The 24,673-nt window shown below is 39.8% G+C and carries 26 protein-coding genes; 9 read left to right on the top strand and 17 right to left on the bottom strand.

Annotated features, from left to right (window positions below; translation table 11 throughout):
- Positions 1-65: 65 nt before the first annotated feature.
- Positions 66-1,736 (bottom strand): formate--tetrahydrofolate ligase, encoded by a 1,671-nt coding sequence (locus Q4443_RS01425; RefSeq protein ID WP_049518770.1) that lies wholly within the window; start codon positions 1,734-1,736, stop codon positions 66-68.
- A 228-nt stretch (positions 1,737-1,964) separates the two neighbouring features.
- On the opposite strand from Q4443_RS01425, the gene coaB reads away from it, so the two are divergent.
- Genes coaB through Q4443_RS01410 form a run of 3 tightly spaced genes read left to right on the top strand, consistent with a single transcriptional unit; the run spans position 1,965 to position 3,764 of the window.
- A complete protein-coding gene (gene coaB / locus Q4443_RS01420; protein ID WP_049518771.1) occupies positions 1,965-2,654 on the top strand; it encodes a phosphopantothenate--cysteine ligase in 690 nt (229 codons plus the stop codon).
- An 11-nt stretch (positions 2,655-2,665) separates the two neighbouring features.
- Positions 2,666-3,217, top strand: a complete 552-nt coding sequence (gene coaC / locus Q4443_RS01415) for a phosphopantothenoylcysteine decarboxylase (protein ID WP_049490645.1) — start codon at positions 2,666-2,668, stop codon at positions 3,215-3,217.
- The gene (locus tag Q4443_RS01410; protein ID WP_049518772.1) at positions 3,201-3,764 is read left to right on the top strand and encodes an ECF transporter S component; all 564 of its coding nucleotides are present in this window, start codon (positions 3,201-3,203) and stop codon (positions 3,762-3,764) included. The genes coaC and Q4443_RS01410 overlap by 17 nt, the downstream gene beginning before the upstream one ends.
- Positions 3,765-3,805: 41 nt before the next feature.
- On the opposite strand, the gene Q4443_RS01405 is transcribed toward Q4443_RS01410, so the two are convergent.
- Positions 3,806-4,165, bottom strand: a complete 360-nt coding sequence (locus tag Q4443_RS01405) for a hypothetical protein (protein ID WP_049518773.1) — start codon at positions 4,163-4,165, stop codon at positions 3,806-3,808.
- A gap of 135 nt (positions 4,166-4,300) precedes the next feature.
- Here Q4443_RS01405 and Q4443_RS01400 point away from each other — a divergent pair, with 135 nt between their 5' ends.
- Together Q4443_RS01400 and Q4443_RS01395 are read left to right on the top strand one after the other, a co-directional pair.
- Positions 4,301-4,828, top strand: coding sequence for an ECF transporter S component (locus tag Q4443_RS01400; protein WP_049518774.1), 528 nt, complete (start codon positions 4,301-4,303; stop codon positions 4,826-4,828).
- Positions 4,829-4,839: 11 nt separating this feature from the next.
- The gene (locus tag Q4443_RS01395; protein ID WP_000159158.1) at positions 4,840-5,355 is read left to right on the top strand and encodes a transcription repressor NadR; all 516 of its coding nucleotides are present in this window, start codon (positions 4,840-4,842) and stop codon (positions 5,353-5,355) included.
- Here the strand turns inward: Q4443_RS01395 and Q4443_RS01390 are convergent.
- The 10 genes from Q4443_RS01390 to uvrB form a co-directional block, all read right to left on the bottom strand.
- Positions 5,352-5,819 (bottom strand): 8-oxo-dGTP diphosphatase, encoded by a 468-nt coding sequence (locus tag Q4443_RS01390; protein ID WP_049518775.1) that lies wholly within the window; start codon positions 5,817-5,819, stop codon positions 5,352-5,354. The genes Q4443_RS01395 and Q4443_RS01390 overlap by 4 nt on opposite strands.
- A 25-nt stretch (positions 5,820-5,844) precedes the next feature.
- Positions 5,845-6,282: a hypothetical protein gene (locus Q4443_RS01385; protein ID WP_049518776.1), complete on the bottom strand. Its 438-nt coding sequence runs from the start codon at positions 6,280-6,282 to the stop codon at positions 5,845-5,847.
- Positions 6,260-6,817, bottom strand: coding sequence for a hypothetical protein (locus Q4443_RS01380; RefSeq protein WP_049518777.1), 558 nt, complete (start codon positions 6,815-6,817; stop codon positions 6,260-6,262). The genes Q4443_RS01385 and Q4443_RS01380 overlap by 23 nt, the downstream gene beginning before the upstream one ends.
- Before the next feature lie 495 nt (positions 6,818-7,312).
- On the bottom strand, positions 7,313-7,816 hold the full coding sequence (locus Q4443_RS01375) for a hypothetical protein (protein WP_049518779.1): 504 nt from the start codon (positions 7,814-7,816) through the stop codon (positions 7,313-7,315).
- A gap of 89 nt (positions 7,817-7,905) precedes the next feature.
- The gene (locus tag Q4443_RS01370; protein ID WP_049518780.1) at positions 7,906-8,409 is read right to left on the bottom strand and encodes a GNAT family N-acetyltransferase; all 504 of its coding nucleotides are present in this window, start codon (positions 8,407-8,409) and stop codon (positions 7,906-7,908) included.
- Positions 8,375-8,938, bottom strand: a complete 564-nt coding sequence (locus Q4443_RS01365) for a GNAT family N-acetyltransferase (protein WP_049518781.1) — start codon at positions 8,936-8,938, stop codon at positions 8,375-8,377. Before Q4443_RS01365 ends, Q4443_RS01370 begins: the two co-directional genes overlap by 35 nt.
- A gap of 8 nt (positions 8,939-8,946) precedes the next feature.
- Positions 8,947-9,573: an NAD(P)H-dependent oxidoreductase gene (locus Q4443_RS01360; protein ID WP_049518782.1), complete on the bottom strand. Its 627-nt coding sequence runs from the start codon at positions 9,571-9,573 to the stop codon at positions 8,947-8,949.
- 14 nt (positions 9,574-9,587) lie between these two features.
- Entirely contained in the window at positions 9,588-9,728 is a 141-nt protein-coding gene (locus Q4443_RS01355; RefSeq protein ID WP_268721811.1) for a UvrB/UvrC motif-containing protein, read from the bottom strand.
- A 139-nt stretch (positions 9,729-9,867) separates the two neighbouring features.
- The gene (locus tag Q4443_RS01350; RefSeq protein WP_049518784.1) at positions 9,868-10,905 is read right to left on the bottom strand and encodes an acyltransferase; all 1,038 of its coding nucleotides are present in this window, start codon (positions 10,903-10,905) and stop codon (positions 9,868-9,870) included.
- A gap of 40 nt (positions 10,906-10,945) precedes the next feature.
- Positions 10,946-12,934 (bottom strand): excinuclease ABC subunit UvrB, encoded by a 1,989-nt coding sequence (uvrB, locus tag Q4443_RS01345; protein WP_049518785.1) that lies wholly within the window; start codon positions 12,932-12,934, stop codon positions 10,946-10,948.
- 180 nt (positions 12,935-13,114) lie between these two features.
- On the opposite strand from uvrB, the gene Q4443_RS01340 reads away from it, so the two are divergent.
- The 3 genes from Q4443_RS01340 to zwf all read left to right on the top strand — a co-directional run bounded on the left by Q4443_RS01340 (position 13,115) and on the right by zwf (position 17,657).
- Complete coding sequence (locus Q4443_RS01340) at positions 13,115-15,280, top strand: ABC transporter substrate-binding protein/permease (RefSeq protein ID WP_000726964.1); 2,166 nt, start codon at positions 13,115-13,117, stop codon at positions 15,278-15,280.
- A complete protein-coding gene (locus tag Q4443_RS01335; RefSeq protein WP_001096337.1) occupies positions 15,280-16,020 on the top strand; it encodes an amino acid ABC transporter ATP-binding protein in 741 nt (246 codons plus the stop codon). Before Q4443_RS01340 ends, Q4443_RS01335 begins: the two co-directional genes overlap by 1 nt.
- Positions 16,021-16,169: 149 nt before the next feature.
- Positions 16,170-17,657: a glucose-6-phosphate dehydrogenase gene (zwf, locus tag Q4443_RS01330; protein WP_049518786.1), complete on the top strand. Its 1,488-nt coding sequence runs from the start codon at positions 16,170-16,172 to the stop codon at positions 17,655-17,657.
- Between the two features lie 44 nt (positions 17,658-17,701).
- On the opposite strand, the gene ftsY is transcribed toward zwf, so the two are convergent.
- Genes ftsY through Q4443_RS01315 form a run of 3 tightly spaced genes read right to left on the bottom strand, consistent with a single transcriptional unit; the run spans position 17,702 to position 20,625 of the window.
- Positions 17,702-19,012, bottom strand: a complete 1,311-nt coding sequence (gene ftsY, locus Q4443_RS01325) for a signal recognition particle-docking protein FtsY (RefSeq protein ID WP_000522275.1) — start codon at positions 19,010-19,012, stop codon at positions 17,702-17,704.
- A gap of 3 nt (positions 19,013-19,015) precedes the next feature.
- A complete protein-coding gene (locus Q4443_RS01320; RefSeq protein WP_000763430.1) occupies positions 19,016-19,834 on the bottom strand; it encodes a Cof-type HAD-IIB family hydrolase in 819 nt (272 codons plus the stop codon).
- On the bottom strand, positions 19,834-20,625 hold the full coding sequence (locus tag Q4443_RS01315; RefSeq protein WP_002880674.1) for a Cof-type HAD-IIB family hydrolase: 792 nt from the start codon (positions 20,623-20,625) through the stop codon (positions 19,834-19,836). The genes Q4443_RS01320 and Q4443_RS01315 overlap by 1 nt, the downstream gene beginning before the upstream one ends.
- Positions 20,626-20,830: 205 nt before the next feature.
- Between Q4443_RS01315 and Q4443_RS01310 the strand changes: the two genes are divergently transcribed.
- Positions 20,831-21,526: a VIT family protein gene (locus Q4443_RS01310; protein ID WP_000136041.1), complete on the top strand. Its 696-nt coding sequence runs from the start codon at positions 20,831-20,833 to the stop codon at positions 21,524-21,526.
- Positions 21,527-21,565: 39 nt separating this feature from the next.
- Here Q4443_RS01310 and Q4443_RS01305 read toward each other — a convergent pair whose 3' ends face one another.
- Positions 21,566-23,554 (bottom strand): ABC transporter permease, encoded by a 1,989-nt coding sequence (locus Q4443_RS01305; protein WP_049490677.1) that lies wholly within the window; start codon positions 23,552-23,554, stop codon positions 21,566-21,568.
- A gap of 1 nt (position 23,555) precedes the next feature.
- A complete protein-coding gene (locus Q4443_RS01300) occupies positions 23,556-24,314 on the bottom strand; it encodes an ABC transporter ATP-binding protein (protein WP_000173369.1) in 759 nt (252 codons plus the stop codon).
- Positions 24,315-24,673: the final 359 nt, after the last annotated feature.

The raw sequence follows: 24,673 nt of genomic DNA, 5'->3' as shown, positions 1-24,673 counted from the left end.
TAAATCTAGATAAAAAAATGAGCTTGGATATTATTTCCAAACTCATTTAAATCAATTGCAATTTACTAGAACAAGCCTAGGACTGTTCCATCACTTTCAACATCCATATTAAGAGCGGCTGGACGTTTTGGAAGTCCTGGCATGGTCATGACATCACCAGTTAGGGCAACGATGAAGCCTGCACCCAATTTTGGTACCAATTCACGAATGGTAATTTCAAAGTTTTCTGGAGCTCCGAGTGCATTTGGATTGTCAGAGAAACTATATTGCGTTTTCGCCATACAGATTGGCAATTTGTCCCAACCATTCTGAACGATTTGGGCAATTTGCGTTTGAGCTTTCTTCTCAAAGTTCACTTTGCTACCACGATAGATTTCAGTAACAATCTTTTCAATCTTTTCTTGAACAGAAAGGTCGTTGTCATAAAGACGAGTGTAGTTGGCTGGATTTTCAGAGATAGTCTTAACAACCGTTTCAGCAAGCGCTACGCCTCCTTCTGCGCCATCAGCCCAGACACTAGCCAACTCAACTGGCACATCAATTGAGGCACATAGTTCCTTCAAGGCTGCGATTTCAGCCTCTGTATCAGAAACAAATTCATTGATAGCTACAACTGCTGGAATACCGAACTTACGGATGTTCTCAACGTGGCGTTTCAAGTTAGCAAAACCTGAACGAACTGCTTCTACATTTTCCTCTGTCAAAGCGTCCTTAGCTACACCACCATTCATCTTAAGGGCACGAAGGGTTGCGACGATGACAACAGCATCTGGAGATGTTGGCAAGTTTGGCGTCTTAATGTCAAGGAATTTCTCGGCACCAAGGTCCGCACCAAAACCAGCTTCAGTAACTGTATAGTCCGCCAAGCGAAGGGCCGTGCTTGTTGCCAAAACTGAGTTACATCCATGAGCGATATTGGCAAATGGACCACCGTGCACAAAGGCAGGTGTACCGTAAATTGTCTGAACCAGGTTCGGTTTGATAGCATCTTTCAAAATCAATGCTAAAGCACCCTCAACCTGCAAATCACCTACAGAAACAGGCGTACGATCATAGCGATAACCAATAACGATATTAGCCAAACGACGTTTCAAATCTTCAATATCAGTCGCCAAGCAAAGAATCGCCATGATTTCAGAAGCAACTGTAATATCAAAACCGTCCTCACGAGGAATACCGTTTAGAGGGCCACCAAGTCCAACGGTCACATGACGAAGAGCGCGGTCGTTCAAGTCCACAACACGTTTCCAGAGGATACGACGTTGGTCGATTCCCAGCTCATTTCCTTGGTGAAAGTGATTGTCGATCAAGGCAGAAAGGGCATTGTTGGCAGTTGTAATGGCATGCATATCTCCAGTAAAGTGAAGGTTGATGTCTTCCATTGGTAGCACTTGGGCATAACCACCACCGGCTGCACCACCCTTAATCCCCATTACAGGACCAAGAGATGGTTCGCGGATAGCAATCATGGTTTTCTTACCAATCTTGTTCAAGGCATCCGCAAGACCAATGGTAATGGTTGATTTCCCTTCACCTGCAGGTGTTGGGTTGATGGCAGTAACCAAGATCAATTTTCCAACTGGATTGCTCTCAACTGCACGAATTTTATCAAAGCTGAGCTTAGCCTTGTACTTTCCATATAATTCCAAATCGTCGTAAGAAATACCCAATTTCTCTACAACATCAACGATTGGTTTCAACTTAATACTCTGTGCAATTTCAATATCTGTTTTCATAGCAAACTCCTCTAACATCTAATATGATAACTCATTATAACACAAAACAAGATTTTTAACATCCATAAACTCTCTAAACGTTCGTAAATATCCTGGATTTCAAGATTTTTAGAGCCCTTTGAAAAATTTTATATGGCTTTATAGTTATAAACTATAGTGTAGCTTTGTTTTAGCAAAATTTTATCGCTTTCATTTTACTTACCGTTTATTTTTGTGTACAATAGTGCTATGAAAATTTTAGTCACATCGGGCGGTACCAGTGAAGCTATCGATAGCGTCCGCTCTATTACTAACCATTCTACAGGTCGCTTGGGGAAAATCATCACAGAGACCTTGCTTGCTGCGGGGCATGAAGTTTGTTTGATAGCGACAAAACGAGCTGTGAAGCCAGAAGCTCATCCTAATCTAAGCATTCGAGAAATTAACAATACCAACGACCTTCTAGTTGTGATGCAAGAACGTGTCAAAGATTATCAAGCCTTGATTCATTCAATGGCTGTATCTGACTACACACCTGTTTATATGACGGGGCTTGAGGAGGTTCAGGCTAGCTCTAATTTGGAAGATTTTTTAAACAAGCAGAATCATCAAGCTAAGATTTCTTCAACTGACGAGGTTCAGGTTTTATTCCTGAAAAAAACACCCAAAATCATCTCTCTAGTCAAGGAATGGAATCCAGCTATTCATCTGATTGGTTTCAAACTGTTGGTTGATGTCTCTGAAGATTATCTCATAGAAATTGCTAGAAAAAGCCTTATCAAGAACCAAGCAGACTTAATCATTGCAAATGACCTCACTCACATTTCAGCAAATCGGCACCGAGCTATCTTTGTTGAGAATGATCATCTTCAAACTGTTCAAACCAAAGAGGAAATAGCAAATCTCCTCCTTGAAAAAATTCAAGCATACGATTCATAGAAAGGAAAGCCATGGCAAATATTCTCATCGCAGTGACAGGTTCCATTGCCTCCTATAAATCAGCTGATCTAGTCAGTTCCTTGAAAAAACAAGGCCATCAGGTTACTGTCTTAATGACTGAGGCAGCGAGAGAGTTTATCCAACCGTTGACACTACAGGTACTCTCACAGAATCCAGTTCACCTTGATGTCATGAAGGAACCCTATCCTGATCAAGTCAATCATATCGAACTAGGTAAAAGAACTGATCTTTTTATCGTTGTCCCTGCTACTGCTAATACCATCGCAAAGTTAGTCCACGGATTTGCGGATAACATGGTGACAAGCACAGCGCTTGCCCTACCAAGTCACATCCCTAAACTCTTAGCGCCAGCCATGAATACCAAAATGTATGACCATCCGGCAACTCAGGCTAATCTAAAAACATTAGAGACCTATGGTTATCAGATTATCTCCCCAAAAGAATCTTTACTAGCCTGTGGCGATCACGGCAAAGGCGCCCTAGCTGACCTGAATACTATATTAGAAAGAATAAAGGAAACCCTCAATGAACAAACGCTCTAACATTGCCCCAATTGCTATCTTTTTTGCAGTTATGCTCGTTATCCACTTTTTGAGCTCTCTCCTATTTAACCTTTTCCCATTTCCAATTAAACCAACTATCGTTCATATTCCAGTCATTATTGCTAGTATCATCTATGGTCCTCGCGTTGGAGTTACACTTGGTTTTCTTATGGGGCTATTGAGCTTAACGGTAAACACGATTACCATCCTTCCAACCAGCTACCTCTTTTCTCCATTCGTACCGAACGGAAACATCTATTCTGCGATTATCGCTATTGTCCCTCGCGTTTTGATCGGTCTGACACCTTACTTGGTCTATAAACTGATGAAAAATAAAACTGGGCTAATCCTAGCTGGTGCCCTTGGTTCCCTTACCAACACCGTCTTTGTCCTTGGTGGAATCTTCTTCCTTTTTGGAAATGTCTTCGACGGCAATATCCAAAAACTCCTAGCAACCGTTATTTCTACAAACTCAATTGCCGAGCTTGTCATCTCTGCCGTACTAACAGTAGCAATTGTTCCCCGTCTCGAAACTTTGAAGAAATAAAAAATCAACTCCACTTTCATCCTGAAGGTGGAGTTTAGCATTTAAAACATGAGAAACATCAATAGAATATGAAAGCCAAAGCGCAGGAGTTGATACGAAAGAGGTGTAGGTTGCTGACTTTTCTGGCTATCCAAATATAGGGTTAAAGATAGTAAAACCAAACCAAATGCAATCACCAATCTGACAAAATAAGCAATTTCGAGTATTGCTGCCATCAAAAGAAAACCTAATAAAGGAAGGCTAAAGAGTGAAACAGCTAGGCTACTTGCTAATAGAGAGAGTAGCGAAAGGACCAATAAACTATAAACTAGGAAACGAGTCCAACCTGAGACTACTTTCCCTTCTTTTTTCTGCTTTGACATCATCACGATTACCACGATTAGGTAAACAAAAAGTATCATCACAATTTCTCCTCAGTTCCTATTATTCTTTACCACATTTTAACCAAATTTTCCTGAAAAATCAATAATGCTTCTTGACTTGATTGGTGATTTATTGTACTATACTTGTGTATATACAGATAAATGGAGGTTCTTATGGATATACGGAAAAAAACGCAGTTTATGACTATGACTGCCCTACTCACTGCAATAGCGATTTTGATTCCAATCATTATGCCTTTTAAAATCGTTATCCCACCGGCTTCTTACACCTTGGGAAGTCATATCCCCGTCTTTATCGCCATGTTTCTTTCGCCTTTGATGGCTGCTTTTGTGATTATTGCTTCTAGTCTTGGTTTCCTGATGGCTGGCTATCCGCCTGTTATTGTACTTCGTGCCTTCTCTCACATCGTTTTTGGTACTTTGGGGGCTTTGTACTTAAAAAAATTCCCTGAAACCTTGGATAAACCAAAGGCATCTTGGATTTTTAACTTTGTTTTGGGTGTTGTTCATGCTATCGCTGAAGTAATAGCTTGTATCATCTTTTATGCTACTTCAGGGACAAATGTTGAAAATATGTTTTATGTTCTCTTTGTCCTAGTTGGTTTTGGCACAATCGTCCATAGTATGGTAGACTATACATTAGCACTAGCTGTCTATAAAGTGCTTCGAAAACGTCGCTAAAAGGAAAAACTATGACAAAGGATCGCAAACAAGCTCTTCTCAAACTGTTAAAAGAGGCACCAAAAGCTCTCAATGGTCAAACCTTGGCTGAACACTTTCATGTTACGCGCCAAGTCATTGTACAGGACATCGCTATTCTTCGAGCAGATGGAGCTCCTATCCTATCCACCAATCGTGGTTATATCTACAAAGAAAATGATGCCAGCCCCTACGTCCACAAACTCTTTAAAGTGAAACATGAACTGGAAGAAATCGGACAGGAACTACTAGCTATTGTAGACAATGGCGGACGCGTTCAAAATATCTTAATCGATCATCCCGTTTATGGAGAAATTGAAACCCTACTCAAACTCACTTGTCGCCGAGATGTCCAGCATTTTCTCGAACAAGTCGAGAATTCAGACTTTAGACCCCTTTCTGAATTGACAGACGGCATCCATTACCACCTTGTTGAAGCCGAAACGCAACAAGACCTCCACTATATCGAGGAGGCCTTGGATCAGTTAGGTTATTTAGTAAAAGACTAGAAAATTTCTTTCTCCCATCCATCTTCTGTACGGTGGCGATAGAAGAACTCAGACTTGTCAGGTGCTTCCATCATTTCCATCAAAGGCAACATATCATAGGCCAGTTCCAAGTTTGGAATCTGGTCTTTTTGCACCCAAGATACTTCTCCTTCTCCTGAGGATTGGAGACTTCCAGTAAACTCTGTCGCCTTATAACAAACGACGATGTAGCGCCCACCTGTATCTAAGGGCCAGTTTTTAATGCCGACTAGTTGTGGATTCTGAATGGTTAGACCTGTTTCTTCATAAATCTCACGAATGACAGACTCGGCAAAGGCCTCGCCATTCTCAACATGTCCTCCTGGAAAGGCATAGCCAGACCAGCGATTGTTTTCAGGAGAGCGATATTGCATTAGGACTTTACCTCGCGCCTTATCTTCGACAAGGCAGATGTTTGTTAGGATTGTTTTTTGGGAACGTGACATGGATTCACTCACTTTCTATTTGTTATTATTCATCTCGATATTTTACTTCTGACTTCATGATAAAGGGATTGATCAATTCATGATGGTCATAAGTAGTACGGGCCAAAAAACCTCTAGCAATGATGATTTCCTTATCTTCTATGCGATAGTCTATATTGATAGGGACGGCTGGATCCGAGATAACTGATAAAACAAAGAATGCTGCAAACCAAAGGTAAAATGTCACCAATCCACTAAATATTTGAAAAATAAGGTGATACCATTTAGCATCTCTTGTTCTATAAAAGATTCTCCATGGATGGATTAAGAAGGTCAAACAAAGAAGGAAAAACCAACTATTCCACAAAACTGGCGTAAAGGATAGACCAAAAACTAACAGCACCAAATGAAGAATCACAAAAACTAGCAAAGCCAAATAGAGAGTTTTAAATGAAAATAACTTAGTTAGATTTTCTTTTGTCATGATTATTCCTCTTTTTGTCCTTATATTTCAAAATGAACATTAATATCGCTGGAATGATGAAAAAGATTAGATAGGTAGTAATTGGAAGCCAGATGTAGCGATAATCGATCGATAATAGGGAAGGAATTTTTTTAACATTTCTCCCTTTCACCCCAACAATTAAGTGGAGGAGAAAAATAGGTCCGTTTATGAATAGAAAAGTTTCTAAAAATCCTTGTACTGAAGCCTTATTGCTAAAACCATCTCTAAAAATACCTTGATAAAGTGTGTGCACCAAAAAGACAAAATTCATAATAATTGGCAAGACATAGGACATTTCTTGATACGGTTTCGGGATAAGTGACGTCCCGAACAACACATACATGATACCAAAAATAGATAATAATATTATACCACCATCCATAAAAGAAGCAATCTTTGAATGTCTTTCCAGCCACAATTGGACGTGAGCTACCAAAGAATACTTTTTATGGATTTTTCTCATTTTTCTATCCTGTTGTTTGACCTTCTTTTTTCTCTTAATCTTTCGTTCCATTTACGCCTCCTTCTTCTCTTTTCCATTCGTATAATCAAAAGCAGAATGCCCAGCCCCAAGAAAAAGAAGAAAAGATAACTTACAATAGGGACCCAGACATATGCTGGATCCATAGAAATTATGGGAGGGAAATTCGTTGACTTACGACGTCCTAGCCAATTCAGACCTACCAAGAGATGAAAGGGAAAAAGAAGACCATTGAACCCAATGAATCCCCATGAAAAGTAACGCCATTTTTGAAGTTTATCACTACTAAAACGAAAGACAAGGAAATAGGTTGATAAGATCAGAAGGATAAGATTGAAGCTTAAGGGGGAAAGATAGTTCATGTTCGGTAATGGATAACTAATGTAAGAGGCGGCAAGAAATGATACAAACATAGATCCAAATAATACACTCGTATCCAAAAGTTGACCAATCCTTCTGTGCCTTTCCATCCAAAGAAAAATCCTCTTAGTCCAAGAAGGCTTTTCTTTTGTCTTGTACTTCATTTGCCTACTCATCTTCATTTTCATCTACTCCTTTTTTTGAGCCTTTAGAGAGAAAGAAGATTGCCAAAGTTAACATCAAGACTAGAAGGTAGATGACAATAGGAAACCAGATATAGGATGACTCCAGTGAAAACAAAGGTGACAGAACGACTCTTCCTCTTTTTCTCACACCAATCAGTTGAAAAATGAAGCTAAGGATATTGATATAAATAAAGGGTTCACAAAATCTTTTAAGAGTCCTTTCTTTTTCAGTTTTCACTGACAAAAAGAGAGCATAGAACCTATTACCCAAGATAAAAAGATTCAATTGCAAGGGAAATAAGAGTTCTCTGTACCGAAAATCAGCTGGAATGCTTTTGTTCTGTGATGTTGTGAATTCTATAACTAGGAACAAGATGATGTAAAAGACAATATCAAGCAAAAATTTGAAAAATCGATGTCCTTGTAACCAATAACGTACTGAATCTAACCATGATGACTTCTTATACTTCGTCTCTTTCAATTTCATAATAACTTCTTTCCATTAAAAATATATTCTAAAACGTAATCGTTTGTTCATTGCGTAATCTAAAAACAAAATCACAATTCTACCAGTATTTAACTCTCAGATTTTGATGATTTCTTACGTACCATTCTAATTTCAGTGATAGGTTTTCCAAGGTCAAGTATTTTTTCTTGCCCATCAAAAGTAAAACCCATTTTTTGATAGAATGCAATGGCTCGCTTATTCCCTTTTAATACCCATAAAAATATTTCAGAGAACTGTTCAAGAGTCGTCAGAGCTTCCTTCATTAACTCCTGAGCAATACCTTTTCCGTAATAGTCTTTTAAAACATATAAGGCAATAATTTCACCAGCTTGAATAGTCTCATCACGAAAGTTTCCATAACTGATAAAACCAACTACCTTCATGCCATCCATCGCAATCAATGTATTTTCTGGATATTTTTGACTAAAGAATCGACATCTTTCTAATGTCATCGTCTCCTGAAATTTCGCAGGTAAAAGGTCATCATAAGCCTCTCTCCACGTTTGCCAATGAACGAAGGATTTACCTTCTATCTCTTCAGGAGTTTCCATTTGTTTGATAGTTAGGTTCATTTATTTTACCCCATTCTTCTCTCAAAATACCATATTTAATACTATCAAAATATTTGCCTTGGTAATAACGAACTTTTGGAATATGAGCTTCTTTTTTCATTCTTAATTTTTCAGCCAATTTCATCATACCAAAATTTCCTGACCAAGTTGTCAAACCAAGATGCTCCAACTCCGAATAATCCTGAAATGTCTGATCTATCCACTGTAGCATAGCAGCTTTTCCAATGCCAGAGTTCCAAAATTTGTTATCATAAATACAAATCCCCAATTCCATCCATCTTGTTTGTTTACATACCCAGTAGCGCGAAACAGTCCCAACTAATTTATCATCAACAAAAATACCAAGGCGATTTGAGTTGTTTAGAGTAGATTCTGATTTTTGTAGTTTAAATTCTTGAAAATTAGGAAAATGCTGATAATCGTCATAATAGGGAGCATCATACTGCTTCCAAATTGGATTAGATTGTGAATAAGCAATTTCCCACAAAGACACCAAATCTTCTTCAATTAGTTTTCTTAAATAAACCATACTATTTTCTAATCCAACGCCTTAACTTCCTCAGCAACTTTTTGCAGATATTTTTGTCTTGTAGAATTTGTATTCACCTCACGCCCTAACTCACCCAAAATTGAAACTTTCTTTGTTTTGATACCGCAGTGATTTAGGACAGCATTCTTTAATACTGATATTCCATAACTGTCTGGAATATTGATAGAGCCTGAAAATACTTTGTACCACCATGTTGGTGCCATGGATGTTGCGTAAATACTGGCTGTTTTTCCTTTTAGTAACTTTTTAAACTGCTGACCTCTTAAGTAGTTCCAAATAAAACTTCCTTTATTATTGGCAGAGTAAGCAATTCCTGGCGTGAAAACACGATCAATCCACCCCTTCAATAAACTAGGCATACTACTCCACCAAATTGGATAAACAAAAATGAAATGATCTTCCCACTGGATTAATTCCTGAGAGCGAAGTATGAAAGAGTCCTCTTCCATACGTTTTCGATAACCATAACGTAATACGGGATCAAAATCTATCTCATTTAGATTAATAGATTCAAGCTCATGATGATTTGAGTCAATATTTTCTACAATCGTTTGAAAAATTTCTTGACAGAAACTTCCCTTGTCAGGATGTCCATTGATGACTAAAATTTTCATTCGTTTTCTCCTATCTAATCCAACGCCTTCACTTTCAACATCATATCACGTATCTGAGCAGCCAGTTCAAAATCAAGCACTTCGACGGCTTCTTGCATTTGTTTTTCCAGTTTCTTGACGAGTTCCTTGCGCTCTTGTTTGTTGAGGCTATTGATATCGACTTCCTTGTCCTCTTCCTTAGCAACTTCCTTAGTTACGGCGATTAGATCAAGGATAAGTTCAGTAAACCTTAAGTTCTCAGTGAAGTGTATATTTTAATGCCTCTTGCTCCTATTTTAATAAGACAATAAAGTTTTAAGTCTGTTTAAGATTTTTAACACTCTTTATTAAAGTAAGAATATACGCCATTAATTTATTTCTAAAATACTCAATCATAGCGCCAGAAAAGAACAGGGCCAGTGTCATAACTAGAATCATAATGACAAAAATGGGAAATTCTTGTTCTTCAACTAAAGTATGGATGGTTGGTATAATTCTTCTAAAAATAAGAGGATGTACATGAAACAGATAAACCCCCAAAGTTAGTGGAGATATTAAAAGAACTAGTCTCTTAAAAGTTAAGGGAATATCTTTAATATTCAAGAAGAGTAAAAATATTGCTATTCCTTGCAGTGTGACCGTAGGAGAAATATAACTTCTCCACTGTTCGAAACCAAGCCAGCACAATATAAAAGTTAAACTAGTTAGAAATAAAATGAATCCACTAACATTACGTAATTGAAAACGACTTTCGTAATTTGATTTTCTAATTATTGCTCCTATAGTGTACAAAAGAATCATCCATAATACACTATATCCACCCCACAAGCCCAGAATATCTTGTTTAAATACTGTGGGTATGACAGAAAAGTATATAAATGCTCCACTAACAATTGGAAGCAATTGTTCTTTTTTCAATGTCAGCACTGCTTGATTCAAAAATGGTGCAATTAAGACTAAACCAAAATAGCAACTCATATACCAATACTGTCCATGACTTATTGGAGTTAAAGCTGAAAACCAATCACTTAAGTTAACAGATGATTTTGAAAAAATAGCAAATACAAAAGTAATTGAAATAGTATAGAAAATAATCTGTATCCAATAACTAAACATTTTTTTATAACTAAATTGTGAATAAAGACCGACATACCCACTGATTAAAATATAAATATTTACAGCTGAATATGAGAAAGCTTCTAAAAAATTTGCAAAAATATAGTAAAGATCTTTTTGACTATCAACTTTCTCCAAAATTCCTCCCATACCTAAAACATGTAAGTTGCAAATCATCAACATAGCTAGAATTCTACAACATTCAATGCCTATGTGTTTAGTTTTTTTTGCTGTCATATTATGTCTTTCTATATATTTCTATTTCTTTATAATTTTTTCAGTTTAACGCCTTCACTTCCAACATCATATCACGAATCTGAGCTGCGAGTTCAAAGTCAAGCACTTCGACGGCTTCTTGCATTTGTTTTTCGAGTTTTTTAACGAGTTCCTTGCGCTCTTGTTTGTTGAGACTATTGATATCGACTTCCTTGTCCTCTTCCTTAGAAACTGCCTTGGTCACGGCAATAAGATCACGGATTTCTTTCTTAATGGTTTGTGGGACGATATCATGCTCTTCATTATAAGCCATCTGGATTTTCCGACGGCGGGCCGTTTCATCAATGGCACGTTGCATAGACTGGGTCATCGTGTCCGCATACATGATGACATGTCCTTCACTATTACGGGCAGCACGTCCAATGGTCTGGATGAGGCCACGCTCGTTACGAAGGAAACCTTCCTTGTCAGCATCGAGAATGGCAACCAAACTCACTTCAGGAACGTCAATCCCTTCACGGAGCAGGTTAATTCCGACCAAGACATCAAAGACACCCAAACGTAGGTCACGGATAATCTCCGTTCGTTCCAAGGTCTTAATATCCGAGTGCATGTACTTGACCTTGATGCCCATTTCTTTGAAGTAGTCGGTCAAGTCTTCTGCCATTTTCTTGGTCAAGGTGGTAATAAAGGTCCGTTCATTCTTTTCAACACGGGCACTGATTTCACCTAGGAGGTCATCAATCTGTCCCATAGTCGGACGAACTTCCACCTCTGGGTCTAGAAGCCCTGTCGGACGAATGATTTGCTCAATCACTGTCTCGGTCTGTTCATTTTCATAGTCACCTGGTGTCGCTGAAACATAAACAATCTGGTGAACATGACTCTCAAACTCCTCACGACGGAGAGGACGATTGTCCAAGGCTGACGGTAAACGGAAACCATAATTAACTAGCATTTCCTTACGCGAACGGTCTCCATTGTACATACCTTTGATTTGCCCCATAGTCATGTGACTTTCATCAATCATAATCAAGAAATCATCTGGGAAGAAGTCAAGAAGCGTATAAGGAGGCTCTCCTTCACTACGACCATCCATGTGGCGTGAGTAGTTCTCAACCCCATTTGTATACCCCATCTCACGCAGCATTTCAATATCATACTCTGTGCGCTGTTTCAAACGCTGGGCTTCTAGCAGTTTGCCTTCCTTTTCAAAGACAGCCAACTGCTCCTCCAACTCTGCCTGAATCTTAGCAATCGCAACCTCCATGTGGTCATCATTGGTCACAAAGTGAGTGGCAGGGAAAATCGCCAAATGATCCACTTCTCCCAATACCTGACCTGTCAAAGCCTCAACTTCACGGATACGGTCGATTTCGTCTCCGAAAAATTCTACTCTAAAAGCGTGTTCATCACGAGAAGCTGGGAAAATCTCCACCACATCTCCGCGAACGCGAAATCTTCCCCGTTGGAAATCAATATCATTGCGTTCAAACTGTATATCTACCAAGTCATTCAAGAGTTTATCACGAGAAATCTCCAGACCTGGACGGAGACTAACGACGCTATCAGAATATTCCTTTGGCGAACCCAAACCATAGATACAAGAGACTGAAGCCACTACGATGACATCATTGCGCTCCAGAAGTGCTGAAGTCGCTGAGTGTCGAAGCTTGTCAATCTCATCATTGACAGAGCTATCCTTTTCAATATAAGTATCACTCGAAGGGACATAGGCCTCAGGTTGGTAATAATCATAGTAAGACACAAAGTACTCAACAGCATTTTCAGGGAAAAATTCCTTGAACTCCCCATAGAGCTGACCAGCTAGTGTTTTGTTATGGGCAATGACCAAAGTTGGTTTATTGACTTTGGAAATGACCTGACTCATGGTATAGGTCTTCCCTGTACCCGTCGCCCCCATCAGAATCTGAGCCTTTTCTCCACCCTCGATATTGTCAACCAACTGCTCAATCGCTTGTGGTTGATCTCCTGAAGGTTGGTATTTTGATACTAGTTTAAATTTATTATCTGTAATTCGATTTATCATGATTGCCTCATCTGCTTTTTTCTATCCTTCTATTTTACCATAAATTTACTTTTCAGACTCCTCTCTAAGTTGATAAGAGCAAGGATTCTATGTTACATTTTCTTACATAAAATCCATAAAATTTGCCTTTTCATTCATTTTCTGATATAATGGGAAAATATTCGGAAAAGGAGACTAAAAATGAAGAAAAAAATACTAGCATGTTTGCTCATTTTATTTCCCATTTTCTCACTAGGTATGGCAAAAGCTGATACTGTTAAGATTGTGTCTGATACAGCTTACGCACCTTTTGAGTTTAAAGATTCAGATCAAACCTATAAAGGGATTGATGTTGATATTATCAATAAAGTCGCAGAAATCAAAGGGTGGAACATCCAAATGTCTTATCCTGGCTTTGATGCAGCTGTAAATGCGGTGCAGTCAGGCCAAGCAGATGCTATTATGGCAGGTATGACAAAAACAAAAGAACGTGAAAATGTCTTTACCATGTCTGATACATATTATGATACAAAAGTTGTCATTGCTACCACAAAGGCAAATAAAATCACCAAATATGAGGAACTTAGCGGAAAAACAGTTGGAGTTAAGAACGGAACTGCCGCCCAACGTTTCCTCGAAAGTATCAAAGATAAATACGGTTTCTCTATTAAAACCTTTGATACAGGTGATTTGATGAATAACAGTCTAAGTGCTGGTGCTGTAAATGCCATCATGGATGATAAACCTGTTATTGAGTATGCGATTAACCAAGGACAAGATCTCAGCATCAATATGGATGGTGAGGCTGTTGGAAGCTTTGCCTTTGGTGTCAAGAAAGGAAGCAAGTATGAACACTTGGTTACCGAGTTTAACGAAGCCCTAGCACAAATGAAAAAGGATGGTAGCTTGGAGCAAATCATCCAAAAATGGACCGCTTCTACAACTACGGCAAGCCCAACGACAACTACTGCTGCTGGACAAAAAGCTACTCCAGTGAAAAGCAAGTACATTATTGCCAGCGACTCATCTTTTGCCCCATTCGTCTTTCAAAATTCAAGCAATCAATACACTGGTATTGATATGGACCTCATCAAGGCCATTGCCAAAGATCAAGGTTTTGAAATTGAAATTACCAACCCAGGATTTGACGCAGCAATCAGTGCTGTTCAAGCAGGACAAGCAGATGGTATCATTGCTGGTATGTCTGTAACAGATGCCCGTAAGGAAACCTTTGACTTCTCAGAATCATACTACACAGCAAATACGATTCTCGGTGTGAAAGAATCAAGCACAATTGCTTCTTATGAAGACCTCAAGGATAAAACTGTCGGTGTTAAAAACGGAACTGCCTCTCAAACCTTCCTTACTGAGAACCAAAGCAAATACGGTTATAAGATTAAAACCTTTGCAGATGGCGCATCAATGTATGACAGTCTGAATACTGGATCTATCGATGCCGTGATGGATGATGAGCCAGTTCTCAAATATTCTATCAGCCAAGGTCAAAAATTGAAAACGCCAATCGCTGGAACTCCAATCGGTGAAACAGCCTTTGCGGTTAAAAAAGGAACAAATCCAGAATTGATCCAGATGTTCAATAATGGACTTGCGAACCTCAAAGCTAACGGTGAATTCCAAAAGATTCTTGACAAGTATCTAGCTAGCGAAACTTCAACTGACTCTACAAGTACAGTTGACGAAACTACTATCTGGGGCTTGCTTCAAAACAACTACAAACAACTCCTTAGTGGACTTGGAATCACTCTTGCTCTAGCTCTTATCTCATTTGCAATTGCCATTGTCATCGGGATTATCTTTGGTATGTTTAGCGTTAGCCCATACAAATCACTTCGTCTGATCTCTGAGATTTTCGTTGACGTTATCCGTGGTATCCCATTGATGATTCTTGCAGCCTTCATCTTCTGGGGTATTCCAAACTTCATCGAGTCCATTACAGGCCAACAAAGTCCAATCAATGACTTTGTAGCTGGTACTATCGCCCTCTCACTCAATGCAGCTGCTTATATCGCTGAAATTGTTCGTGGTGGGATCCAAGCTGTTCCAGTTGGCCAAATGGAGGCCAGCCGCAGTCTTGGTATCTCTTACGGAAAAACCATGCGTAAGATTATCTTGCCACAAGCAACTAAATTGATGTTGCCAAACTTTGTCAACCAATTCGTTATCGCTCTCAAAGATACAACCATCGTGTCTGCTATCGGTTTGGTGGAACTTTTCCAAACTGGTAAGATCATCATCGCCCGTAACTACCAAAGTTTCAAGATGTATGCAATCCTTGCTATCTTCTATCTTGTAATTATCACGCTTTTGACTAGACTAGCGAAACGCTTAGAAAAGAGGATTCGTTAATGGCAAAACTAAAAATTGATGTAAATGATTTGCATAAGTATTATGGAAAAAACGAAGTTTTAAAAGGCATTACGACTAAGTTCTATGAAGGAGATGTTGTCTGTATCATCGGTCCTTCCGGTTCTGGTAAATCCACATTCCTCCGTAGCCTTAACCTTCTTGAGGAGGTAACGAGTGGCCACATCACAGTAAATGGTTATGATCTGACTGAAAAATCAACCAATGTCGACCATGTTCGTGAAAACGTGGGAATGGTCTTCCAACATTTCAACCTCTTCCCTCACATGTCAGTCCTAGAAAATATCACTTTTGCACCTATTGAACACAAACGAATGACCAAAGAAGAAGCTGAGAAATTGGGGATGGAGTTGCTGGAGAAAGTCGGTCTTGCAGACAAAGCTAATGCTAACCCAGATAGCCTATCAGGTGGTCAAAAACAGCGTGTAGCTATCGCTCGTGGACTTGCCATGAATCCTGATATCATGCTCTTTGATGAGCCAACTTCCGCTCTGGACCCTGAAATGGTTGGAGATGTACTGAATGTTATGAAGGAATTGGCGGAACAAGGCATGACCATGATCATCGTAACCCATGAGATGGGATTTGCTCGTCAGGTGGCTAACCGTGTTATCTTTACGGCTGATGGTGAATTTTTAGAAGATGGAACTCCAGATCAAATCTTCGATAACCCGCAACACCCTCGTCTAAAAGAGTTCTTGGACAAGGTCTTAAATGTATAAAACAAAACTGTAAGGTTCTCCTTACAGTTTTTTAATTGCGTATTGGATTTTTTGTTTTTTTTGAAAATTATGATAAAATAAAAACTATGATAATGAGGAAATCTCATCCCTAGTCCAACTAGGAAAAAATATAGAAATTAGGTAGCTAGATGTCATCAAAGGTTATTGTTACAATTTTCGGTGCGAGTGGAGATTTAGCCAAACGCAAACTCTACCCTTCCCTTTTCAGACTCTATAAATCAGGCAATCTCTCTGAGCATTTTGCTGTTATCGGAACAGCTCGTAGACCTTGGAGTAAGGAATATTTTGAATCTGTAGTTGTAGAGTCCATCCTTGATTTGGCAGATAGTACCGAGCAAGCCCAAGAATTTGCCAGCCACTTCTACTATCAAAGCCATGATGTGAATGATACTGAACATTACATTGCTTTGCGCCAATTACAAGCTGAGCTGAATGAAAAATACCAAGCTGAACACAATAAGCTCTTCTTCTTGTCTATGGCGCCTCAGTTCTTTGGAACCATTGCCAAGCACCTCAAATCTGAAAACATTGTTGATGGCAAAGGTTTTGAGCGCTTGATCGTTGAGAAACCATTTGGTACAGACTACGAAACAGCTAGCATACTCAATGAAGATCTCCTTGCGGCCTTTGATGAGGAGCAAATCTACCGTATCGACCATTACCTAGGTAAAGAGATGATTCAGAGTATCTTTGCTGTTCGTTTTGCCAACATGATCTTTGAGAATGTTTGGAATCGCGAACACATCGATAATGTTCAGATTACCTTTGCAGAGCGCTTGGGTGTTGAAGAACGCGGTGGCTACTATGATCAATCTGGTGCCCTTCGTGATATGGTGCAAAACCATACTCTTCAACTCCTCTCTCTTCTAGCCATGGATAAACCAGCTAGCTTTACAAAGGATGAGATTCGTGCTGAAAAGATAAAGGTCTTTAAAAACCTCTATCATCCAACTGAGGAAGAATTGAAAGAACAGTTTATTCGTGGTCAGTATCGCTCTGGTAAAATCGATGGCATGAAATACATTTCCTATCGTAGCGAGCCAAATGTCGATCCTGAATCTACAACAGAAACCTTTGCATCTGGTGCCTTCTTTGTAGACAGCGATCGTTTCCGTGGTGTTCCTTTCTTCTTCCGAACAGGGAAACGTCTGACTGAAAAAGGGACTCATGTCAATATCGTCTTTAAACAAATGGACTCTATCTTTGGAGAACCATTAGCGCCAAATATCTTGACCATCTATATCCAACCAACTGAAGGATTCTCTCTCAGCCTAAATGGGAAGCAAGTCGGTGAAGAATTTAACCTAGCTCCAAGCTCTCTGGATTACCGTACAGATGCTACTGCTACTGGAGCCTCACCAGACCCATACGAGAAATTAATCTACGATGTTTTGAACAACAACTCAACCAATTTTAGCCACTGGGATGAGGTAAGTGCTTCTTGGAAATTGATTGACCGTATCGAAGAGCTCTGGGCAGAAAACGGAGCTCCACTCTACGATTATAAAGCTGGAAGCATGGGGCCACAAGCTAGCTTTGAATTACTTGAGAAGTATGGAGCTAAATGGACCTGGCAACCAGATATCGCCTATCGTGAAGATGGCCGTTTAGAATAGCAAAAATATCCTGCAAGATTGACTTGCAGGATATTTATTTTGTATTAAATCAAGCCTTCTAAGAGACCCTTCATAAAGTTTTCTGAGTTAAATTCCCCTATATCATCGATTTTTTCACCAAAACCAATCAATTTCACTGGGATATTGAGTTCTTCACGGATAGCTAGTACAACACCACCTCGGGCAGTTCCGTCAATTTTTGTCAAAACAATTCCAGTCAATGGTGTTATCTTAGAAAATTCCTTAGCTTGTACTAAGGCATTCTGTCCAGTTGAAGCATCGAGTGCCAGGAAGGTTTCATGAGGTGCTTCAGGAACGACACGTTTGATAATGCGACCAATCTTTTCCAACTCGGCCATGAGGTTATCCTTGTTTTGCAGACGCCCTGCTGTATCAATCATAAGGATATCAATCCCTTCAGCTACAGCACGTTGCATCCCATCAAAGACCACGCTTGCTGGATCAGCCTTTTCAGCTCCCGTCACAACCGGAACATCCACACGTCGACCCCATTCAGCTAGCTGGGCCACAGCACCCGCACGGAAGGTATCTGCCGCAACCAACATGACTTTCTTGCCAGCTTGTTTGTAGCGATGAGCTAATTTCCCGATAGAAGTTGTTTTCCCAACACCATTGACTCCGACAAAGAGCATGACTGTCAAACCATCTTGGAAATGGATTTGTTCATCGTAGTTGCCATCCTTTTCGTAGAGCTCGACCAATTTCTCGATAATGACACGACGGAGCGCATCAGGCTTCTTAGCATTTTCGAGTTTGGCTTCATAACGTAGTTCTTCTGTTAGGTTCGAAGCGACTTGCACACCGACGTCGCTCAAGATGAGCAGTTCTTCCAATTCTTCGAAGAATTCTTCATCGACAGAACGGAAGTTGGCAAAGAAGGCATTCAAACGAGCTCCGAATCCCGTACGGGTTTTCTTTAGACTGCGGTCATATTTTTCCTGCACGGTTTCTTCAACCTGAGGAAGTTCTTCTTCTACGTCTTCATCCCCTAGCTCTTCTCCAGTTTCTAGAGATTCTTGGCTCTCTTCTTCGAAAAATTCTTCAAGCTCTTGGCCTTGCTCTGTCTCATTAGATTCTAACTCAACTTTTTCTTGAGCCATTTCCTCGACTGCTTCTGGTTCAATCACTTCTTCTGTCAAGACCTGAGGAAGTTCTTCTTGAGCAAGAGTTGCTTCCACTTTGTCACTTCCTGTCCCTTCCTGACTTGTTTCTTCGAGAGCCGTTTGATTTTCTTCAACCTCTTCTGACAAATCAATATTTTCCAGAGCTTCTTTTACAATATCTTCGATTTTCGGCTCTTCTTTTTTCCCGAATAAACGATCAAATAATCCCATATTCTAATTCTCCTTTAACACGTATTCTTCGATAGCCCAAGCAACGGCTTCCTCGTCGTTGGTCATTGGGGTAATCACATTGGCAACTGCCTTAACCGCAGGAACTGCATTTTGCATGGCAACTCCCAGACCTGCCCATTCAATCATGGAAAGGTCATTGGCCTCGTCCCCACAAGCCATGACTTGACTTTGATTGATTCCTAAGTGTTTAATTAATTTCGCTAAACCTGTTGCTTTATGAACATTCTTTGGTGACCACTCTAGCAACATTTCACGTGATTTAAAGATTTCATATTGGTCAAATAATTCTGGTGAAATCTTCTGAATGGCTGCATCCAAAGGTTCTTGGGCAAAGGCAGTCACACATTTATTATATGTCATCTGACTAGATAGATCTTCAAAAGCGACAGGTACGAAAGTCAGGGCTGGGTTGAACTTAGCATAGAGACTTTCTTGGTCCGACTGGATTTGATAGACTGTTCCTTCTGAAATGGCATCTAACGGTAATCCTAGTTTTTCAGTTTCCTCGTACAATCGTGCCACATCGTCGATTGAAAAGACGGTTTTATCGAGAATCTCTCCTGTATTTTTCTGTACCAGACCACCATTAAAGGTGATGGTGTACTCGTCCTCCAGACCATCAGTCCCTAGCTCATGGAGAAAGAAATCCATAGCCTTCAAAGGACGACCTGTTGTCAGAACGACCTTGATGCCACGATCACGCGCAGCTTTGAGGACCTCCTTGGTACGTTCTGTTAGCTTTTTATCCGTTGTCAGCAAGGTACCATCCAAGTCCAATGCAATCAATTTAATATCTGCCATTACAAGCCCTCCATATAAGTCATCACTGACTGGTCCTTATGGTGGCCAATCACTGTTTCTGCTAATTCTAAAATCTCTGGTCGCGCATTTTCAGGAGCGACTGGGTGTCCCACAACCTGCATCATGTGAAGGTCATTGAGATTGTCGCCAAAAGCCATGACCTGATCCATGGTTAGAACAAGTTTTTTTGCCAGCTCAACAATAGCCACACCCTTATCAACGTAGTCCAAGACAATATCGATGGATTCAAAACCTGTTGTCATGGCTTTTACACCAGGAACGTTTTTGTTGACCCAGGCCTCTCCAGCTTCTATCGTATCTTCTGTGAAGTTCGTAGTGAATTTAAAAATCTCATCCTTAATAGCTTCCAGACGCGTTACTTTTTGAATGTTTTCATTGTAGTGACGGCTAAACTTGAGATAGGTCTCATCGACTGTATCCAATACATAACAAGCTTTTTTCCCCGTCAGCAACATTTTTCTTTCATCAAAATAGGGTGATTTCTTTAAAGCTTCAAAAGTGCTCAAGTAAAAATCCCGAGACATAGTAGCCTCATACATATCCTCACCATGAAACTCAACATAGCTCCCATTTTCAGCTATAAAAATCACTTCATCACACACATCCGCAAACAACTTTTTCAGGGACAAGATACCGCGACCTGAAGCCACTGCAAAATAAATCCCCTTTTCCTTGTAGGAAACAAGTACGTTTTTGAGGCGTTCCATATCAAACCGACCCTCTCCATCTAGAAAGGTTCCATCCATATCGGTTGCTACAAGTTTAATCATAAAATTCTTCGTTCTCCAATTGATAAATCTACCTTCTATTATACCATAGATAAGTTTAAAAAGGTCCAGTACAGTAGGATAGCACTACTTTTTCGGAGAAACTTCAAAGGGCCTAAAAATTAGAATCGTAGAACTTTTTTCAGATAGTTTAAAAAGTTTGTATTCCCCTACCCTTTTCTCTATAATGGAGAGAAAGGAGATGACTATGACAGAAATAAAACATGAAATTGATGCAAACTTTGCAGGCCGACTCAATATCCTACGCGCAGGTGTTCTGGGTGCCAATGATGGGATTATTTCCATCGCTGGGGTCGTTATCGGTGTTGCCAGTGCGACGAGCAATATCTGGATTATCTTTTTATCAGGTTTGGCAGCTATCCTCGCTGGTGCTTTTTCTATGGCAGGTGGAGAATATGTCTCTGTATCCACTCAGAAAGACACGGAAGAAGCCGCTGTTGCCAGAGAACAGTTGCTCTTGGATAAGGACATCGAATCTGCTAAACAATCCCTCTATGCTGCTTATCTTCAAAACGGTGAGTGTGAAACGTCCGCCCAACTCTTGACCAACAAGGCCTTTTTGAAAAATCCACTCAAAGCCTTGGTCGAAGAAAAGTATGGAATCGAGTACGAAGAGTTTACCAACCCTTGGCATGCTGCTACCTCTAGCTTTATCGCCTTTGTACTGGGAAGTCTTCCTCCTATGCTTTCGATCACCGTCTTTCCAAGTGACTATCGCATTCCTGCTACTGTTTTTATCGTGGCACTTTCCCTTCTCGTCACTGGCTATACCAGTGCTAAATTAGGAAAAGCTCCTACGAAAACTGCTATGATCCGTAACCTCTGTATCGGACTCCTGACCATGGGAGTAACCTTCCTCTTAGGACAACTCTTTAGTATCTAAGATAAAAGAAATACCTCGATAAATATCGAGGTATCTTTTTTACATTTGCACAATCTTGCGATAGCTTCTTGAGGTAATCATAAAGATTAAAACATAGACAATGAGGAAGATAGCACAGATGGACAAAGTGACTGTCAACATCATGGTCGCATCAAGCACCCCAATGACTTTTAGGATGAGACTAAGCATATGATAGGCAAAGGCAAGATGTAGAAAAGCAAAGAGCAATGGGAGGAAGAAAACAGTTAGGACCTGTTTGTTGATAGTTTGCTTGATTTGCTTTTGATCGAGACCGACTTTTTGTAAAATGATAAAGCGTTCACGGTCTTCATATCCTTCAGAGATTTGTTTGTAGTAGATGACGAGAACCGTTCCCACCATAAAGATGATAGAGAGGAAGATACCGATGAAGAAGACTCCACCAAAGAGAGCACTCATCTGCGCACTGCTATCAGCCAGATTGCTTCCGTAAACATAGCTTCCTTCTTTGTTTAATTCTCTATTAAAGTTGTTGACGAATTTTGAATAGTCATCTGCAATTTTAAGCTGCTCGTCCTCACTAGCCGTTACATTCATACCACCATAGTATTGATTAAAGATGGAAGAGTTAGGATGCTGTTCTAGAAAGGCTTGTAAGTCAGGAACAACCAAATAGTTATAGTCCGAAGTTAGAATATTGTACTGATTTGGGACATGTTCAAGAATAAAATCTTTTTTGATTTCTTCTTTGATCGTGTAGGTCTGGTCATTCAGAGTCAATTCTTTCTGCCCTTGAAGTTGCTTGTTTTGAGCAAACAATCCAACTTCCTTACCTGAAAGTGCAAGTTTCTGTCCTGTCATATTCTCATAGTCTTTTTGGTCAAAGACCATAAAAATAGTTTTCGGTTGAACACGATTTTGACCTTTCTCAAAAATTGTCAATTTCGTACCTTCTTGATTTGCCACACCAAAGTTACTGTATGTAAGGACTTCTTTCTTTGTGACAGTCAATCCTTTTTCACTAGCATACTGGCTCAAGAGTTTTTCTATATCTTCTTTTTCAACATTCTGTCCTGTAATCCCAAAATCATGTGGATTCATGACCTTCTTGAAGTTTTCTGATGCCTTAAAGATACTTGTTGCAGCAGACATAGTCACTAAGACCATGGTTGAGAGAATAGCAATCGTCGCCAGACCAACCGCATTTTTCTTCATACGGAAAATGAGATTGGATACGGAAATCATGTTGTTGGGTTGGTAATAATAACGCTTGTTTTTCTTTAAGATTTGTAAGAAAACTGTAATCCCTGCATTGAAGAGAAGATAAGTTCCCAAAATTACTAACAAAACTGCTACGAAGAAAATCAGAACAGCAGAAAGTGGGTTTTCGACTGTTACTGCTAGATAGTAACCCGCTCCCAAACTAATCAGACCTAGAATGGTTTGGACACCTAAGAAACGTCCTTTTTTCTCACCACTAGCCTTCTCACGAGAGAGCTGAAGGGCATTCATGCGTGCAATACGAAAGGCATTGATAAAAATCAGACCTAGGAAGATAGCTCCAAAGACGATGAGAACTAGGATAAAGACAATTGGTTGGAAAGTCGAAACGAGCTCCACTTTCATCTTCATCAGCTTCAGAAGAAGGGCGAAGATTAGCTTATCAAAGAGAGCTCCTAGACCGAGACCAGCTGTCAAGGTTAAGGAACCAAAAATAAGAAGCTCCTTAAAAACCATACTGATCAAATGGCGCTTTTCAAGACCCAGCATACCATATACACCCAACTCCTTGGAACGGTTCTTCATGACAAAACTATTGGCATAAAGGACAATAATTCCAGAAGCGATGGTAACAACCACCATACCGAGAGCCAGGGTCATAGAGATAGTTTCTCCCCCTCGGATCTTGCCAATGTTAGGATTAAGTGACAGTGAGTAAAAGAGATAGGTGATGGTCACTGCTAAGAGAACAGCAAGGGCAAAGGGATAGTAGAGTTTGCGGTTTTTAATCAAGTTGGATACCGCTAACTTATTGGTTAATCGGAACATACTAATTCACCTCGCTTGCCATAACAGTCAAAGTATCAGAGATTTCTTGGAACATCTGACGCTCTGTCTTGTCTCCACGGTAGATTTGGTTGTAAAGAATGCCGTCTTTGATAAAGAGTACACGCTTGGCCCTGCTGGCTGCCGCCGTTGAGTGAGTTACCATGAGAATAGTTTGACCGCGTTCATTGATTTCATCAAAAACATCTAGAAGAGCTGCAGATGACTTGGAGTCAAGGGCTCCTGTTGGCTCATCCGCAAGAAGAATTTCAGGTTCAGTGATGATGGCGCGTGCTACTGCTACCCGCTGTTTTTGACCACCAGAGATCTCGTAAGGGTACTTCTCTTGCAATTGGTTGATGCCCAAATTTTCAGCAGTCACTACCAATTTCTTCATCATCTCTGTGATAGGTTTTCGTGATAACACTAACGGAAGCAATATATTGTCCTTAACAGACAAGGTATCTAGCAAGTTAAAATCTTGGAAGACAAATCCCAACTTCTCACGACGGAAACTCGAAGCTTGTGAATTTTTAATAGTGGCTGTGTCGGTTCCGTTGAGGTAAACCTGCCCGCGAGTTGGTTTATCCAGCATAGCTAGGATGTTGAGCAGGGTTGATTTTCCAGAACCAGACTCACCCATGATGGCAACGTAGTCACCCTTCTCTACGGTAAAGTGAATATCCTTAAGGGCTTCTACTTGGTTGCCTTGGAAACGTGTTTTATAGATTTTTTGAACGTGTTTTACATCTAAAAGTGTCATGATTTTCTCCTTCTTAATATCCCATCAATTGAAACTGTGCTTGCATCATAGCGCATCCCAGTTGAACACGCTCGATATCTTTTTGACTTGGTTTTCTTGTTTTCTTATGTAAGATTCTTTTCATGGTTTTGCTCCTTTGTTCTTTATGAGTCTAGTTTATCTCAAAAAAAGAGGTCTTGCCATAACCTAACCTTACAAAAGAGACTTTAATCTTACATTTTTGTAAGATTAAAAAAAAACAAGCAATTTCGCTATCAATATTTTACCATAAAAGAAAGGCAAGAAGAAAACCCTTGCGGATGCAAGGGTTAAAATTCACTATTCAGTCTGAATCAATCAGTAAGAAATGTAGCTACAAT

This window comes from Streptococcus sp. GP0011 (genome assembly GCF_030546305.1).
Lineage (GTDB): Bacteria > Bacillota > Bacilli > Lactobacillales > Streptococcaceae > Streptococcus.
The sequence above is the reverse complement of the archived record's forward strand: the minus strand, read 5'-3'. Positions and strand labels throughout refer to the sequence as shown.

What these genes read in the sequence shown, in the direction of transcription:
- Q4443_RS01425 (WP_049518770.1), bottom strand. Translation starts at nt 1,736, where the DNA reads ATGAAAACAGATATTGAAATTGCACAGAGTATTAAGTTGAAACCAATC.
- coaB (WP_049518771.1), top strand. Translation starts at nt 1,965, where the DNA reads ATGAAAATTTTAGTCACATCGGGCGGTACCAGTGAAGCTATCGATAGC.
- coaC (WP_049490645.1), top strand. Translation starts at nt 2,666, where the DNA reads ATGGCAAATATTCTCATCGCAGTGACAGGTTCCATTGCCTCCTATAAA.
- Q4443_RS01410 (WP_049518772.1), top strand. Translation starts at nt 3,201, where the DNA reads ATGAACAAACGCTCTAACATTGCCCCAATTGCTATCTTTTTTGCAGTT.
- Q4443_RS01405 (WP_049518773.1), bottom strand. Translation starts at nt 4,165, where the DNA reads ATGATACTTTTTGTTTACCTAATCGTGGTAATCGTGATGATGTCAAAG.
- Q4443_RS01400 (WP_049518774.1), top strand. Translation starts at nt 4,301, where the DNA reads ATGGATATACGGAAAAAAACGCAGTTTATGACTATGACTGCCCTACTC.
- Q4443_RS01395 (WP_000159158.1), top strand. Translation starts at nt 4,840, where the DNA reads ATGACAAAGGATCGCAAACAAGCTCTTCTCAAACTGTTAAAAGAGGCA.
- Q4443_RS01390 (WP_049518775.1), bottom strand. Translation starts at nt 5,819, where the DNA reads ATGTCACGTTCCCAAAAAACAATCCTAACAAACATCTGCCTTGTCGAA.
- Q4443_RS01385 (WP_049518776.1), bottom strand. Translation starts at nt 6,282, where the DNA reads ATGACAAAAGAAAATCTAACTAAGTTATTTTCATTTAAAACTCTCTAT.
- Q4443_RS01380 (WP_049518777.1), bottom strand. Translation starts at nt 6,817, where the DNA reads ATGGAACGAAAGATTAAGAGAAAAAAGAAGGTCAAACAACAGGATAGA.
- Q4443_RS01375 (WP_049518779.1), bottom strand. Translation starts at nt 7,816, where the DNA reads ATGAAATTGAAAGAGACGAAGTATAAGAAGTCATCATGGTTAGATTCA.
- Q4443_RS01370 (WP_049518780.1), bottom strand. Translation starts at nt 8,409, where the DNA reads ATGAACCTAACTATCAAACAAATGGAAACTCCTGAAGAGATAGAAGGT.
- Q4443_RS01365 (WP_049518781.1), bottom strand. Translation starts at nt 8,938, where the DNA reads ATGGTTTATTTAAGAAAACTAATTGAAGAAGATTTGGTGTCTTTGTGG.
- Q4443_RS01360 (WP_049518782.1), bottom strand. Translation starts at nt 9,573, where the DNA reads ATGAAAATTTTAGTCATCAATGGACATCCTGACAAGGGAAGTTTCTGT.
- Q4443_RS01350 (WP_049518784.1), bottom strand. Translation starts at nt 10,905, where the DNA reads ATGACAGCAAAAAAAACTAAACACATAGGCATTGAATGTTGTAGAATT.
- uvrB (WP_049518785.1), bottom strand. Translation starts at nt 12,934, where the DNA reads ATGATAAATCGAATTACAGATAATAAATTTAAACTAGTATCAAAATAC.
- Q4443_RS01340 (WP_000726964.1), top strand. Translation starts at nt 13,115, where the DNA reads ATGAAGAAAAAAATACTAGCATGTTTGCTCATTTTATTTCCCATTTTC.
- Q4443_RS01335 (WP_001096337.1), top strand. Translation starts at nt 15,280, where the DNA reads ATGGCAAAACTAAAAATTGATGTAAATGATTTGCATAAGTATTATGGA.
- zwf (WP_049518786.1), top strand. Translation starts at nt 16,170, where the DNA reads ATGTCATCAAAGGTTATTGTTACAATTTTCGGTGCGAGTGGAGATTTA.
- ftsY (WP_000522275.1), bottom strand. Translation starts at nt 19,012, where the DNA reads ATGGGATTATTTGATCGTTTATTCGGGAAAAAAGAAGAGCCGAAAATC.
- Q4443_RS01320 (WP_000763430.1), bottom strand. Translation starts at nt 19,834, where the DNA reads ATGGCAGATATTAAATTGATTGCATTGGACTTGGATGGTACCTTGCTG.
- Q4443_RS01315 (WP_002880674.1), bottom strand. Translation starts at nt 20,625, where the DNA reads ATGATTAAACTTGTAGCAACCGATATGGATGGAACCTTTCTAGATGGA.
- Q4443_RS01310 (WP_000136041.1), top strand. Translation starts at nt 20,831, where the DNA reads ATGACAGAAATAAAACATGAAATTGATGCAAACTTTGCAGGCCGACTC.
- Q4443_RS01305 (WP_049490677.1), bottom strand. Translation starts at nt 23,554, where the DNA reads ATGTTCCGATTAACCAATAAGTTAGCGGTATCCAACTTGATTAAAAAC.
- Q4443_RS01300 (WP_000173369.1), bottom strand. Translation starts at nt 24,314, where the DNA reads ATGACACTTTTAGATGTAAAACACGTTCAAAAAATCTATAAAACACGT.